Annotated in this window: 11 protein-coding genes and 2 pseudogenes; 4 read left to right on the top strand and 9 right to left on the bottom strand. The window is 65.0% G+C overall.

Features of this window, described 5'->3' with window-relative positions; genetic code table 11:
- Nucleotides 1-92: 92 nt before the first annotated feature.
- Nucleotides 93-1,205, bottom strand: a complete 1,113-nt coding sequence (locus ACT53M_RS06605) for a protein kinase family protein (protein WP_476232224.1) — start codon at nt 1,203-1,205, stop codon at nt 93-95.
- Nucleotides 1,206-1,277: 72 nt separating this feature from the next.
- Between ACT53M_RS06605 and ACT53M_RS06600 the strand changes: the two genes are divergently transcribed.
- Both ACT53M_RS06600 and ACT53M_RS06595 read left to right on the top strand, forming a co-directional pair.
- On the top strand, nt 1,278-2,519 hold the full coding sequence (locus ACT53M_RS06600; RefSeq protein WP_476232407.1) for a phosphotransferase family protein: 1,242 nt from the start codon (nt 1,278-1,280) through the stop codon (nt 2,517-2,519).
- The gene (locus ACT53M_RS06595; protein WP_476232222.1) at nt 2,509-3,261 is read left to right on the top strand and encodes a tyrosine-protein phosphatase; all 753 of its coding nucleotides are present in this window, start codon (nt 2,509-2,511) and stop codon (nt 3,259-3,261) included. Before ACT53M_RS06600 ends, ACT53M_RS06595 begins: the two co-directional genes overlap by 11 nt.
- Nucleotides 3,262-3,285: 24 nt before the next feature.
- Here the strand turns inward: ACT53M_RS06595 and ACT53M_RS06590 are convergent, their stop codons facing one another.
- Nucleotides 3,286-4,614, bottom strand: coding sequence for an MFS transporter (locus ACT53M_RS06590; RefSeq protein WP_476232221.1), 1,329 nt, complete (start codon nt 4,612-4,614; stop codon nt 3,286-3,288).
- Nucleotides 4,615-4,917: 303 nt separating this feature from the next.
- On the opposite strand from ACT53M_RS06590, the gene ACT53M_RS06585 reads away from it, so the two are divergent.
- Nucleotides 4,918-5,898 carry an SDR family NAD(P)-dependent oxidoreductase gene (locus tag ACT53M_RS06585; protein ID WP_476232219.1) on the top strand — a complete coding sequence of 327 codons (981 nt, stop codon included), beginning with the start codon at nt 4,918-4,920 and terminating at the stop codon, nt 5,896-5,898.
- Between the two features lie 117 nt (nt 5,899-6,015).
- Here ACT53M_RS06585 and ACT53M_RS06580 read toward each other — a convergent pair whose 3' ends face one another.
- From ACT53M_RS06580 to ACT53M_RS06570, 3 genes are all read right to left on the bottom strand, one after another.
- Entirely contained in the window at nt 6,016-8,487 is a 2,472-nt protein-coding gene (locus ACT53M_RS06580) for a TonB-dependent receptor (protein ID WP_476232217.1), read from the bottom strand.
- Between the two features lie 276 nt (nt 8,488-8,763).
- Nucleotides 8,764-9,531 carry an SDR family NAD(P)-dependent oxidoreductase gene (locus tag ACT53M_RS06575; RefSeq protein ID WP_476232216.1) on the bottom strand — a complete coding sequence of 256 codons (768 nt, stop codon included), beginning with the start codon at nt 9,529-9,531 and terminating at the stop codon, nt 8,764-8,766.
- Between the two features lie 32 nt (nt 9,532-9,563).
- Nucleotides 9,564-10,259: an SDR family NAD(P)-dependent oxidoreductase gene (locus ACT53M_RS06570; protein ID WP_476232215.1), complete on the bottom strand. Its 696-nt coding sequence runs from the start codon at nt 10,257-10,259 to the stop codon at nt 9,564-9,566.
- 291 nt (nt 10,260-10,550) lie between these two features.
- Between ACT53M_RS06570 and ACT53M_RS06565 the strand changes: the two are divergent.
- A pseudogene (locus tag ACT53M_RS06565) lies at nt 10,551-10,652 on the top strand (IS481 family transposase); the annotation flags it as partial.
- A 15-nt stretch (nt 10,653-10,667) separates the two neighbouring features.
- On the opposite strand, the gene ACT53M_RS06560 reads toward ACT53M_RS06565, so the two are convergent.
- The 4 genes and pseudogenes from ACT53M_RS06560 to ACT53M_RS06545 all read right to left on the bottom strand — a co-directional run.
- Nucleotides 10,668-11,471, bottom strand: a complete 804-nt coding sequence (locus tag ACT53M_RS06560; protein WP_476232405.1) for a DUF6538 domain-containing protein — start codon at nt 11,469-11,471, stop codon at nt 10,668-10,670.
- A 429-nt stretch (nt 11,472-11,900) separates the two neighbouring features.
- Entirely contained in the window at nt 11,901-13,205 is a 1,305-nt protein-coding gene (locus ACT53M_RS06555; protein ID WP_476232213.1) for a type II toxin-antitoxin system HipA family toxin, read from the bottom strand.
- Nucleotides 13,205-13,450 carry a helix-turn-helix domain-containing protein gene (locus ACT53M_RS06550; protein ID WP_064310811.1) on the bottom strand — a complete coding sequence of 82 codons (246 nt, stop codon included), beginning with the start codon at nt 13,448-13,450 and terminating at the stop codon, nt 13,205-13,207. The genes ACT53M_RS06555 and ACT53M_RS06550 overlap by 1 nt, the downstream gene beginning before the upstream one ends.
- 316 nt (nt 13,451-13,766) lie before the next feature.
- A pseudogene (locus tag ACT53M_RS06545) lies at nt 13,767-13,988 on the bottom strand (transposase); the annotation flags it as partial.
- Nucleotides 13,989-13,994 lie beyond the last annotated feature (6 nt).

Genomic DNA, 13,994 nt, shown 5'->3' with positions numbered 1-13,994 from the left:
CGTGTGGTGCAGGACCCCTACGGTAGTTGCTGCCGCGCCGCGTGCCAGAGCGTGCCCAGCATCAGCACATATTCGATACTGTTGGTGGGGGCTCAGCACAGGGCCTGCTTGGTGCCATGGTCGATCATGGCAGCCGAGAAGCGGGCGACGCTCGCCGTGTTCACGGCTTCGGTCTGGAAGCGAACTTCGTTGATCAGGAAGATGAAATAGCCATAGGCCAGCGCCCGCACATAGGCCTGCCATGCCGCGTCGAAATCCGGGGCCGCGACGCCCGCATTGCGCAGCGCCGCGAGATAGGTTGCGAGCAGCGCGCCTTCCCAGCGCCTGCGATCGGCCAGATCGAGCGAAACCGCGATGTGATAGGCGATTTCGAGCGACCAATTCCCTTTGGCGACCTGCATGTCGAGAAAGCCCGGCGTGCCGTCGGTATCGACATAGAGGTTCCCCAGATGCGTGTCGCCGTGGAGGATGCAGCGGTCGGCGGCCCGATCGAGTTCGCCCAGCCGTGCCAGCGCCAGCTGCATCCATTCGCGGTCGTGCAGCGATGCCGACGCGGCCGCGCCGCGCGGCAGGCCTACATATTCTGTCCATATGTCCGGTTCGAGATAGCGCGCCTGATAGGCCGCGCTATGGCTCGAGAAGCGATCGCGCACCCAGTCCCAGCAGCCGCCGGCAGCAAAGTCGGCGGCGTTCCAGCTGCGCGCGTGGTAGCGCGCCAGCGCGCGCAGGCGCGCCGCCGTCGTCTCGAACGATTGGGGACGCAGCGGCGAACAGAAGGTGACGCCCCGCTGGACGAGATCCTCCATGATCACGATCGACTGGTGGCTCGACGGATCGCTCGCGGCGAAGAAGGCGCGGGGCGTGCGCAGTTCGACGAGCGGCGCTACATCGCGATAGGAACGGACCTCGTTCAGGTACATGGCGGCCAGGATCGGGCTGTGCGCCTCGAAGCCGCCCTTCACGATCAGGCGCGATGGCAGCGTGCGCGCATGCGCCGGGTCGCGATATTCGACTTCCACGCGGATCTTGGTCGAGGTGCCGAGCATCACGTCGCGCACCTCGGCGCGGCGCACGACCAGTCCGGGAATGTTGGTCGCAAGCGCCCGGCTCAGCCAGGCGGCATCGATCGCCGCCGGCGTCAGCGGAAGCGGCAAGGCTGCGGTGGGATCTCCGCGCAGGGAAATGGGGGGTGGATCAGCGGGCATGCACTAGGGCTGCCACTGCCGGAGGGGGCCGACAAGGCGAAGCGCCGGGGCGCGGCATTGCGCACAACCGTGATGAAACCCGCCGACCCGATGGCCGGGCCTGCCGTTGCGCGGCACATTGCTGCGGAGGTCCGTCGATGCGCGTCGGACCTGCCCCCGCGCGAACAGGAAGGCTGGTTCGACATGACCGAAATAGTGGAAGAACCGTCCTATTTCACCTTGCCCGGCGAAGGCCTGGAGGCGATCGGGCCGCAGCCTGTTCCCACGACGATCGACGCACTGACTGCGGGCTGGCTCGCAGACCTGCTCGCGCAGCGCGGCCTTGCGGGCCTGCGCCGTGCGACGCCGTGCGAGTCGATGAACGGCACCGCCACCAAGGCGCGAGTGCGGCTCGAATGGGAGGATCCTGCGGGCAGGCCGACGAGCGTGATTGTCAAGGGCGGCTTCTCCGCCCACCGGCTGAAGATGAACTATATCTACGCGCACGAGGCGCGTTTCTTCCGCGAGGTTGCGCCCTTGCTCGATGTCCGGGTTCCCCGCTGCCTCGCGACGGGCGAGGATCCCGGGCAGCGGCAATATCTCTGCGTGCTCGAGGATCTCGACTGCAGCGGTACGCGCTTCCAGCGCGTGGAGCGGCCGATCGGCTTTGACGCGGCGAAGGGCTATCTCGACGTGCTCGCCCGGCTCCACGCCCGGTTCTGGGACTCGGCCGCGTTGAAACCGGGCGGGCAATTCGACGGGATCAACCATTGGGAAGCGCTGCCGGCGCTGCCGCGCGGCGCCTATGCGCAGGGGCAACTCGAAGAGGCGGTGTTCGCCCAGTATCTGGACCTGCCGCGCGGACGCGCGCTGCCGCGCATCTTCCACGATAGCGGGCGCATGCGTGCCGCGCTGGAGCGCGCCAATCGGCTGGGCCGCGAAGCGCCCTGGTGCATGGTCCATGGCGATTTCCACCTCGGCAATCTGTACCACGATGGCCAGGGCCGGCCGGGCGTGCTCGACTGGCAGACATGGTCGCGCGGCCATTGGGCGCATGACGTGACCTATTTCCTCGTCTCGGCGCTCGACATGCTGGATCGTCGAGCATGGATCGACGCGTTGATGGCCTTCTATCTGGAGCGGTTGGCGGCGCAGGGCGTGCGCGGCGTGCCCGATCATGCGGCGGCCATGGAGGCTTTCCGCGTGCATCTCGCCTATGGCCTGTTTGTGTGGCTCACCAATCCGGTGGCGTTCCAGGCCGAGGCCAACAACGCCGCGGTGGCGCCGCGCTTCGCGCTCGCGGCGATCGATCACGGTGCCTACGATGATCTGTGAGACCTTCCCCAATCTGCGCTCGATCGGCGGCATTCGCGCCCCGGACGGCCGCCTGGTCCGCGAAGGCCTGGTCTATCGCTCCGAAGCGCTCCCTGCGCCCCGTGGCGAGGATGCCGCGATCCTGGCAGCACTCGGCATCGGCGCGGTATTCGATCTGCGCGGCCCGGGGGAGCGGGACGCTGCGCCCAACGACTGGTGGCGCGCGCAGGGCGCCTCGATCGAGGCGATCGATCTCGTCGCCGATGTCCGTCATGCCGGCGATCACTGGCGCGCACTCGTCGAGAATCCGGACGAGGGCGGGCGTGCCATGATGCTGGCGACCTATGCGGCACTTCCCCTCGCGGTGCTGCCGCATCTCGATCGGCTGTTCACGACGATCGCCGCGGGGCGGGGGGCGACGCTTGTGCATTGCAGTGCCGGCAAGGATCGCACCGGTGTCGTCATCGCGCTGCTGCTCGCCGCGATCGGGATTGAGCACGGGGAAATCGTCGCGGATTATCTGGAGAGCGGCCGGCGGCGAAACCTGAGGGTGGTCTGCTTTACGCGCGATCTGCTCGCGGCGAGGCTCGGCGCATTACCCTCCGACCGCGCGGTGGCGGCGCTCACCGGCGTCGACGCGCAGTATCTCGATGCCAGCTTCGCGGTGATCCGCGATCGCTACGGCGCGATCGACTCCTATTTCGCCGCAGCGGGGTGGGATTGCGGACGTCGCGAGACGCTGCGCGCGGTGCTGCTCGCCTGACACCTCTCCGCCCCATCCTCCGCCCTAGTCGCTCGTTGGAGGAACTGCAGGATGCTCGGCCCATGCGTCGGCGGCATCGATCGCGCGCAGCATCGGCCGCCGGGCGCTGAACAGCAACAGCGACGAGAGCGGGCCGAAGACCGTCAGCACCGCTGCGATGCTCCACCCGACCATCGCGTCCTCCTTGAAATAGAAGTCGGTGAACAGGGCGGTCATCGAGGGCCCCAGTCCGGCACCGAGCAGGTTCGTCACGAGCAGGTAGACCGACGAGACCTGCCCGCGAAACTGGTTCGGCGTCGTGAGCGGCAGTGCCGCCGCGATCGCCGCCACGCCGCTTGCCATGAAGATCAGGAACATTGCGACCATCGCGGTCGCGAAGCTGCTGGTTGCCGCCATCAGTACGCCCAGGCCCGCGAGGAGGAGGCCGATGACGCTGAAAAGCTTCATGTGCGCGTCGCGCTGGCCGCGTGCGAACATTCGATCGGCGATATGCCCGAGCAGCAGCAGCCCGCACGGCACCGCGACGATCGAACAGCCGGCGACCCAATGGCTCGCCGTCGGCATGTCAAGACCATGGCGGCGTACCAGGAACGTCGGTGCCCAGGCGGCGAAGGCATAGCTGCACAGCACCAGCGCACCATTGCCGACGAAGAACCGGCCGAAAAAGCTTCCCCGCGCCCGCAGGAAGCGCAGCGTGGCGCCGATCGTCGGCTTCGCGGTTGCCAGCCGGTCGCGCCGCCGCGGTTCGGGAAAGGTGAAGATCAGCGGCGCGAGCAGCAGGGCGGGGATCGCCACCACCACGAAGGTGATCTGCCAAGGCTCGAAATGGCCCAATTGCGTCTCGATTCCGTGCAGGGGTACCTTGGAGAGGAGGTAGCCGCCCAGTCCCAGCGCCAGGCCCGTACCGAGCGCGCCGCCCAGGCCGAAGATACCGAGCGCGAGGCCCAGCCGCTTCTTAGGCATCGAATCCGCCAACAGCGAATAGGCTGCCGGGGAGAGCACCGCCTCACCCGCGCCGACCGCGAAGCGCGAGACGGCCAGATGCCAATATTGCGTCGCCAGCCCGCAGCATGCGGTCGCGATCGACCAGAAGACGACGCCGGCGAATACCAGCGGGCGGCGCGGGAACCGGTCGATCGCCCAGCCGATCGGCAATGCCGCAAGGCAGAAAAACACTGCGAAGGCGAGGCCATAGACCAGGCTCACCTCGAAATCGCTGACCTTCAGCGATGTCTTGATCGGGCCGATCAGCAGCGCGATGATCTGCCGATCAAGCATCGAGGCGATGTACAGCACGACGAGCGTGGCGAGCGTCCACCAGGCGCGGAATGGCGAAGGATAGTCGTTGGGCATGGCGGGCAGGCTCCTCTCCACGAAGTGATGTCATCCACGATTTTCTTTTGTTTCGCAGTGACTTGTATCCGGAACGCCAACCCTCCGGCCAGCATCAGATATGCGCCTGCCCCTGCCGCCGCGCGAGCCGGGCGTGGCAGCTGCGCGCCGATGATCACGTGTGTGATCGGGCGCCGCCCCTCGCTTGGTTTGGCGGACCGCGCCGCTACACCGATCGCCCGGTTCGGCATGGCGCAATTCCCCGGGCGTGGCGAGATCGCGCGCCCGGCGGTTCCGCCCGGAACGTCAGCGGTGGAGGAAAAGGTGAGCGAACGCATTGGTTTCGAAGGGCGCGTGGCGATCGTCACGGGGGCCGGCAACGGCCTTGGGCGCGAATATGCGCTGGAGCTCGCCCGGCGGGGCGCCAAGCTGGTGGTCAACGATCTCGGCGGTACGGGAAGTGGGCAGGGGGCGTCGGGCGCACCTGCCGATCAGGTGGTTGCGGAAATCCGTGCGGCCGGTGGCGAGGCCGTCGCCAGCTATGACAGTGTCGCCACCCGCACCGGTGGTGCAGCGATCGTCGAGGCGGCGCTCGACGCGTTCGGCGCGGTCGATATCTGCATCAACAATGCCGGGTTCCTGCGCAACGCGCGCTTCGAGGATCTGACCGACGATCAGATCGACGCGATCCTCGACGTGCATCTCAAGGGAGCCTTCTACGTCGCGCAGCCGGCGTATCGCGCAATGCGGCAACGCGGCTATGGCCGGTTTCTGTTCACCGGCTCCGCCTCCGCGATGTTCGGACATGCCTGGCAGGCCAATTACGCCTCGGCGAAGGGCGGCTTGATGGGGCTCAGCCATGTCGTAGCGATCGAGGGGGCGGCGCATGGCATCACCTCGAACCTGCTGCTGCCTACCGCAGCCTCGCGGCTTGCGGCCGAGATGGACAAGGGCTTCCTGGAGATTCCGTCCTTCGCCAAGGCCGTTGCCGACATGGACCGCGCCGCCGCAGCCGGAGGCCGCACCGAGCCGGCCTATAACAGCCCGCTGGCGCTGTATCTCGTCAGCGAACAGTGCGGGCATACCCACGGCATCTTCACGCAGAACAGCGGGCGGTATGCCCAGGTCCGGATAGCCGCCTGCGACGGCTGGGTGGCCCCGATGGCCGATGCACCGCCGAGCCTGGAAGACATCGCTGCCCATTGGGCGCAGATCTGCGACGCGACCATCACGCACGAGCCGCACACGGTGTACGAGGAGTTCACAGCGGCGAGCGCGGCAGCGCGGCGGCAGGGCGTCCTCTAACGCATTGGCCGCCCCCCGATCGGGGGGCGGCCCAAGCCGCGTCCGTGCGCCGAACGGCGTTAGCGATCGCAGGGGGCGGCATTCCCGCCGCCCCATCGGGTAGGTAGCGTCAGCCGCTCAGAAGCGAACCCCCAGTTCCGCACCGAACTGGCGCGGCTGGTTCTGGATGTAGTTGCCGCTGGGAGCCGAGTAGATCGGATAGATCTCGTTGGCGAAGTTGTTCACATAGGCCGAGATGCGCACGTCGGTCTGGCCCAGCTTGATCCCGTCCAGCGTGAGACGGGCATTGCCCTGGTGGCGCTCCAGCGGCCAGACATATTGGGTGAGGGCGATCCGCCCGGTGCCGCGGACGCTGTCGGCGAACGCATAGTCGACATGCGCGTTCAGCGTGATGTTGTCGTCCGTGCGCAGCATCGTCCAGTCGATGGACGTGCTGGCCTGGAGCTCAGGGGTGTTCTGCACGGTGTAGATGCCGCGCGCCGATGCCGGGAGCGCGGCGTTCGCGGCCAGCAGTTCGGCGGGCAATTTGAACGTCGTGTAGGCGCCGTTGAGGCTGACCGAGAGGTCGCGGTTCGGCCGGATGCCGAACTCGACCTCGACGCCGCGGACGCGGGTAGTGCCCGGGGTGTTCACCGTATCGACTACCGACGGCGCCGCCAGCGGATTGGGTTGGAAGTTAAGCTGACGGTTGAGGATGTCGTTCTGGAACAGCGCCGTGTTGAACGTCAGCTTCCGATCGAGGAACTGACTCTTGAAGCCGAGCTCGTAGGCGCGCACCGATTCCAGACCGAAGGGAAGGAAATTGGGCGAGCGAACGCTGACGCCCCCCGCCTTGTACCCGGTCGCGTACCGCCCATAGACGTTGATGTCCGTCGTCAGGTCGAAGGCGATGGTGCCCATGGGATCGAAGCGCGTCGCGCGGAACGGCGTGCCGATGTTGTTCACCGGCGCACCGTTGTTTAGCGAGCGCAGGAAATCCTTCTTGTCGTCCGTGTAGCGCAGGCCGCCGGTCAGGTGCAGTCGCCCGTTGGCGAATCTCGGCGACCAAGTCAGCTGGCCATAGCCTGCCAGCGTCCGTGCCTCTGCCGTGATCTGCGTGATGCCGCCCGTTCCCAGCGCGGCGGCGGCTGCCGGACCGCGTAGTTGGAACGGGTTGAGCGAGACGAAGCTGGTGTAGCTGGGATTGGTGTAGAGGATGGTGAACGCGTTCTGACGGGCGTCGAACACGTTTTCATGATAATAATAGGCACCGAACTGATATTGCAGCGTCTCAGTTGACCCGATCAGCTGAAGTTCCTGGCTGAACGCGCGCGAACGGACGCTGTTGACGACGGGATTGGATCCGCTGATCGCATATACCGGCGTCGTTCCCGGAACGCCGAGCGACTGGTTGGCATAGACCGGCTGAATGTTCAGCGAGGCGACCGTCGATCCTGCAGGGATGAGGAACGGGCTGTTCACAAACGCAAAGGCACCGTCCAGATTGTTGGAGCCGCCGAAGTTCAGCTGGCGATATCCGGTGATCGCCTTCAGCTTCAAGCTGTTGGTGACGTCATATTGCGCGGTGAAGGCATGCGCGTCCGTCGTGGTGCGATAGACGTCCTGATAGAGCCCGGTCCAGGATGTGCCGTTGAAGCTGTGCAGGTCGGGTTCCGTTGTGCCACGCACGGGCGCCAGAAACTGCGGATAGGAAGCCGGCGCGCGCGCGCCCGGGTTCGTCAACGAAAAATAATCGTTCGAGACGTGCGTGATGAGGTGAGTGAAGGAATAGTCGAAGGTGAGCTTGCTGCTCGGCTTGAAGCGAACCGCGCCGCGCAGGCCCGTGTTGTTCTGATAACCGAAATTATATTGGTGCGCGACAAGCGGATTGGGCGCGGTGCCGTTCTTCACATAGCCGTCGACGTCGTCGTGAAGCGCGTCGATCTTGATCGAGAAGCCGGCGAATTCCGGCAGGTTCAAATGGCCGATATAATGGCGATTGCCATACTCGCCCGCCGACACGCGGAGATCGCCGCCAAACACACCGGTTGGACGCTTGGTGACGATGCGAATGGCGCCTCCCTCGGCATTGCGGCCGAACAGCGTGCCCTGCGGCCCGCGGAGCACCTCGACGCGTTCGGGATCGGAAAGCGTGTTGCCCGCCGCCTGCGCGCGGCTGACATAGACGTCATCCTCATAGATCGCCACGCCGGGTTCAATCGTCCCCTGGCCGGGGTCCGAGGTCGTCACGCCGCGCAGATCGAGCACCAGGATCTGCGGATTGCCGGCAAAGGGCTGCACGGAAACGCTGTTGATCGGCACGCGCGCCAGATCCGCGACGGATCGTACGCCGCGCGTCTCGAGCTGCCCGGAACCCAGCGCCGAGATCGAGATCGGAACGTTCTGAAGGCGCTCTTCCCGACGCTGGGCGGTGACGACGATATCGGTCGGCTCTTCTGCGGCCTGAGGCTCCGGGGCCGGCACCGCTCCGGTCTGACCAGAAGCGGGCTGCGTCGCGACCGTGCCCGATTGCGAGGCATTCTGCGCCTGGGCCACGCTCGACAGGCAAACGCCGGTAGCCAAAGTTGCAACGATCAAAGATTTCTTCATTTTCTGCCTCTCCCAACGTCCGCGGCCTTTCTGGCCGTCGGATCATCCGATGACGAACGAGTGCCAAACCCGCTCGCGCTGTCCTGTCTCGATTGTCAGCCGCACCGCGTTGTCGCTGCATCCACAGCGCTGAATTGTGCATGTTGTCGGGTAACGGCGGGCTGCCGCGCGGACAACATCCGTCCTGCGTTCGCTGCGCTTGATCACGTGCATGATGGAAAGGGGCTGCACGCGGTTTTGGCGATATTGCCGCGAACGGCCACCCGTCGTGTGTCGTCAGGAGACGAGATAGCCACCATCGACTGCCAGATGCTGGCCGGTGATGTAGGCGGCGGCCGGGCTCGCCAGGAACAGGATGGCGCGGGCCTGCTCCACCGGCTCGGAAAGGCGACGCAGCGGCATGCGGCCGGGCTGCACCATCGGCCCGGCTGGCGGCAGTTCCGTCTTCATGCGGGCGGAACCGTCGCTCGCGGTGCCGCCGGGCTGGACTGAATTGACGCGGATGCGGTGCGGCGCAAACTCGATCGCGGCCGCCCGCGTCATCGCATCGACGCCCGCCTTGGCCGAATCATAGTGCATGTTGCTGAAGATCGTCGGTCGCACGGCGCTGACCGACGACACGTTGACGATCGCGCCGCCGTCCGGCTGTTCGCGCATGACGCGAATCGCCGCGCGCATCATCAGGAAGGTGCCCCGGGCCGTGACGGCATGCATCGCGTCCCATTCGGACGCGGGCATCGTCATCGTGTCCGCCTTGCGGCGATATGCCGCCACATTGGCGAGCACGTCGAGCCGCGGCCCTAACAGCCTGGCGGCGCGTTCGTAGAGTGCTGTGACCTGCGCTTCGTCGGCGATGTCGCACACCGCCCAGTCCCCGCCGACAGCCTGCGCGGCCGCACGCACGGCATCCTCGTCGATATCGGCGAACAGCACGCGGGCGCCCACCTCGCTGAACAGCGTTGCCGTCGCGCGTCCGATCCCGGATCCCGCGCCGGTCACGATGGCGGTCCTGCCATCCAGGCGGAAGGCGCTTTCTGGTCCCATGGAATCGTTCCTTTCTGAAGTGGGCCGGGGCATCACGCGATCGAAAAGCCGCCATCGACGGCGATCGCCTGGCCGTTGATGTATCGACCGGCATCGGATGCCAGCAGCAGCGCCAGCGGCGCGACATCTTCGGGCTTGCCCTGACCGAGCGGCAATCGTTCCGGATGCATGCCCGGGCCGGTCGGCGGCATCGGGCAGCCTTGCGGGAACGGATCGGAGCGGATGGCGCCCACCAGGATCGCGTTAGAGAGGATATTGTCTGCGGCAAAATCAAGCGCGAACTGGCGCGTGAGAGCATTGGTTCCCGCGCGCGACGAACCATAGGCGAAGTTGCCGTGCAGGACCGGATGTACCGCGCCGATGGTGGAGAGGTTGATCAGCCGCCCGCCGCGACCATGCGTGCGCATGACGCGAACCGCCGCACGCATCAGCAGGAAGGCGCCGCGCACATTGACCGCATGGACGCGATCCCATTCGGAAAGATCGAGGCGCTCTATCGGCCACGGACCGGCGCGGACCGAGCCGTTCACCAGAACGTCGAGGGCGTCGAGCGGTTCGAACAGGGCAGCGACCGAGGGCTCGTCCAGCACCGGCTCGGCAGCGTGCACGACCGCAGCGCCGGCATCCCGGAACAATGTGGCGATCGCCTGCGGCACAAGGCCGCTGCCGGTAACCAGCGCCAGTTTGCCGTCAAGTGAGAAGGGGGCGGGGGGCATGGGCATAGACATCCTCGCTTCCTTACACGCCGTTTGCGGTCGCGGCGGCATCCGCCGGCACGTTGCCGCGGTTCATCACGAACATGATAGGGGAGCACCGGGAGATGTCGCGAGGGCGCGCGCGCCCGCCGCCTGACGCGGTCCCGCGCAGGTGAAGGGCGTGGGGCTGCCCGTCACGGGTCGTCGCCGCTCGGTTGTCTGGCAGCGATGGAGCTGGGTGTGAACCGCGGCTCACACCCGAATTAGGCGTTTGGTCCCAGCATGTGATGGTGTAGATTTATCGCCATCGCAGCTGAGGGAGCTATGGGCCAGATTCTTCAAGGCAGCGCCAAGACCACGCACGCCATTCGAGGCGAGCTACAGCGATCGCAAGCTCGCCGCCTAACATTAACCCCAAGACGAGGCCCGCTCTCCGCTAATTTACGCCCCCATCTCGCCAAATGTCCTGACGACGGACACATCCTCGCGGCCGATGGTCCGCAACTCGCGGGTGTCCCCGAAGGTCTCTCGCAGGAGCCTGTACACGGGCTTGTGCGCCGTGATGGTGGATTGGCTCCACCGGCGCTTTTGCTCCTTGGAGGCCTGATACTCGCGGATAAGGTCGGCGATGGTGTGCTTGCGGGTCGCTGGAGCGTCCAATACCGCGAGCATCATCGGATCGCTTGGCTTGTAGCCAAAGTCGCCCTTGAGGCGAGCGAGGTCGATTGCTGCCAGTTCCTTGTTCGCCCGCACCAGCAGCTGCAACAATGTCCGGTAGGCGCGGGATGTCGTGTTGACCACGATCCCTTCCGCCTCCAACACGCGCGCTGCCAATGGCGCGAAGTCGTCTATCTGGTTTCTGCCGAGCCGCTCCGTGGTGTTGGACACGGTGAACACGTTGCCCGTGACCGCCTCCTCCCACGCTTCGGCTGGCGTCGGGGAATGCAAGTGGTCGTGATCAAGCTCGCGGTTCCGCTGGGCGAACCAACGCGACACGATTGCTACGGCCTCGTTTTCCGATAGCTGGCGGGGTTGCACCGCTTCCAGCTTCTGCCGCGCTTGGTCCACTGCAGCCCAATACCGCTGCTCCGCTAATCCGCGCTGCCGCTGCGCTTCATCGAGCGACGACGTGCCCAGTGCGATGCGGAACGGCTTGCGGCCGACCACAGGCCACAAGTCTTTCGGAAAGGCCCGGTTATAGTACCAGCGCCCGTTTCGGGGAATGAGATAGGACTTCCGAGCCACTTCTTGTGCGACCTCGTATGTGACAGGATTATGTGCCACCGGCCGCCAAAAACTCAGGAAATCCAGGGTTTCCGCCCGTGAGGGGGGAAGTGGTGCCCAGAAGAGGAGGCTTGATCGCTCCGCAAAGGCTTGGTTTCAAAGCGGGAATTCCAACGAACCCTCGCCAGAAGTCACACTAGCATACACAGCTTCGTTCGCAAACGCGTTTGAGCTCGGACGGCGACTTTTTGAACGTGTCCTAGGCCGTCACCGGCGCTTCGACGGCAACGGCGACGCGTGATCTCGCTGCTCTGGTCCGGCGTGGCGGTTTCATGTGGACCGGTGAGCAGAAAGGGGCACGCTATCGGCTCACCCCTCGCAGTCGGCCCAGTCACACCTATCGACGTCGCCGGTCTCGTCTGGCGAAGTAATCCACAGGATGACGCCCGCTTACAAAAGATCGATCTTTCGTAGGCGCGAGCGGAAGGCATCGCCGATCGGGCCAGTGACGGCGTCGGAAGTGCCGGTCGGCATCGCCGCCACTGCACGCTCCAATGCGGCTTCCCCTCCGCCGCGGAGTTCATCGAAGATCGCCATCATCTCGCGTACATCATACTCGGCGCGGATCGCGCTTTGCACGAAATGCCGGGGGGCGATCTCCGTGATCCGGTAGCGCCGCTTGTCTCCGATCGCCATTGCGAGCCGCATCTGCTTCTGATTGATCTGTTGCGCGGCCAAGCTAGGATCCACCGAGAGCACGTCGTAAAGCGGCGTTGTGGTGAAGCGACCGCCCGGCATCAGGAAGATGCTGAAATTTTTGGCGTGCCCATCGGTCGCGCCGATCAGCCAGAATGCGATCATCGCCTTCATGAAATTACGGCGATCACGGTCGGGCGTGTCACTTGCCGCGAGCAGTTTCATGATCTGTAGGACGCCCGGCCCGCCATGATCCTCATATTTCCGGGTAGGCGGAACGGAGAGGGCCTGACAGACATCTTCCTGAGGACGGCGTAGCAAGCGCCCGCCCCGCCCGTGTTGCCGGTCGAAGCGCTCGACGATCAGAACCTTGCGGTCGCCAAATGCGGCCATCCGGGTCGATGCGACCGGAAGACCGAGCTCGCCCAGCAGGGTAAGGCAGAAATGCTCGTTGTCGACACTGTTTGAAAGGTCGATGCCGTTGGGCAGTTGACCGATCTGCGGCTTGAAGATGTGGGTGGTCGGCGTCGTGCTGATCGGCTTTTGCCATCGCTCCTCCCACCAAAGCAGTGCGGTCTTCTCCTGCGCGCCGGCGATCGAGATTCGAAAGGGATCGTCGGGCTCCAGTCCCAGCGGAGCGGCGGCCAGATTGGCCAGAATATGTGCGATGTCGTCATCGCTTACCGGTTCGGCCTGGACGGCCTTGGGCAGGGCTTCTTCTTTGCCGGTTTCCAGGAACTGAAGCGCACCGACACAGTCTCGTCCGACGATTGACAGCAGGCTGTAGGCGTCGGTCCCGTCGGCGCCGATCCGCTCGGCGATCCGCCGGCGGATGCTGTCATTGTCCGGCAGCAGATTGTCGAACACAGCCGATACCGCCGCGCCCGTATAGCGCTTGTCACTGAGCGGCAGCGAGAGCGAGACGGGTATTGCAAATTCCCAGGCGAGCCAGTCTGGCGCATAGCGGAAGTCGATTGCGCCATTGGCGGCCCGGTTGAGCCAGCCGAGCAGACGGCCATTGAGCAGGATGGATAGCGTCGAGGATCGGCGCTTGGCCATCAGAAGATCTCGTCCAAATCAGCTGGGGACGTGGATCGCGTTTCCAAGCGCATTTCGAGCTTGAGCTCGGTCACGACCTTGAAGAGAGAGTCGAGCGTGCCGCCTTCGCCATTCTCAAGGCTCGAAATCGTGGCTTGTCGAAGGCTGGTTTTCTGGCCGAGCTCCAGTTGCGTCAGGCCTGCCGCGCGACGCGCTTCTCGGAGCGCGGAACCAAGGGTTTTGGCCGATCGAATGACAGTGCGCATATGCTCTCATACGATGTTTCGTGTGCGACGCGTATATACGGTTTTTCGAATTTAACAAGGTGATACGAAAAAACGAATAAAATAGTCTTATGCGGAATACCGTATGTAACGGTGCAAATTTTGTCAGCCGCCGAGCGGGATCATGTCAAAGGCCTATTTCAGCGATGCGCTACGCTGTGGCTGACGACGTTGAGGATTCGCGGTCACCCTGAAAGCTGATGGCGATGGTGAGGATGAGCGACCAGCTTTTGAAGTGCATGTCGCCATTGCCGACCAGCACGCTGAAGGTGAGGCGGCGGATGAACTGGTCGACATTCTGGTCGTCGGTCGCATCGGCGCCGGCCGCTTTTCGCCATCGCACGAAGCGGTTGTAGCAGGTGGTGCGTGGCCCATAGCGCTCGGGTAGGTCACACCAAGGCGCGCCAGATCGCAGCACCCGGAAGATGCCGTTTAGCACGCGGCGATCATCAATCCGCGGCAGGCCTAGCGGCTTGTTCGGCAGCAGCGGCTCGATCACGCGCCACTCGAAGTCAGTCAGGTCGTA

The sequence above is a fragment of the Sphingomonas sp. DMC6 genome (genome assembly GCF_056314225.1).
The sequence above is the reverse complement of the archived record's forward strand: the minus strand, read 5'-3'. Positions and strand labels throughout refer to the sequence as shown.

Coding starts and splice junctions, on each gene's coding strand:
- ACT53M_RS06550 (WP_064310811.1), bottom strand. CDS start 13,450: ATGCGCACTGTCATTCGATCGGCCAAAACCCTTGGTTCCGCGCTCCGA.
- ACT53M_RS06575 (WP_476232216.1), bottom strand. CDS start 9,531: ATGGGACCAGAAAGCGCCTTCCGCCTGGATGGCAGGACCGCCATCGTG.
- ACT53M_RS06570 (WP_476232215.1), bottom strand. CDS start 10,259: ATGTCTATGCCCATGCCCCCCGCCCCCTTCTCACTTGACGGCAAACTG.
- ACT53M_RS06605 (WP_476232224.1), bottom strand. CDS start 1,205: ATGCCCGCTGATCCACCCCCCATTTCCCTGCGCGGAGATCCCACCGCA.
- ACT53M_RS06590 (WP_476232221.1), bottom strand. CDS start 4,614: ATGCCCAACGACTATCCTTCGCCATTCCGCGCCTGGTGGACGCTCGCC.
- ACT53M_RS06595 (WP_476232222.1), top strand. CDS start 2,509: ATGATCTGTGAGACCTTCCCCAATCTGCGCTCGATCGGCGGCATTCGC.
- ACT53M_RS06580 (WP_476232217.1), bottom strand. CDS start 8,487: ATGAAGAAATCTTTGATCGTTGCAACTTTGGCTACCGGCGTTTGCCTG.
- ACT53M_RS06600 (WP_476232407.1), top strand. CDS start 1,278: ATGAAACCCGCCGACCCGATGGCCGGGCCTGCCGTTGCGCGGCACATT.
- ACT53M_RS06555 (WP_476232213.1), bottom strand. CDS start 13,205: ATGGCCAAGCGCCGATCCTCGACGCTATCCATCCTGCTCAATGGCCGT.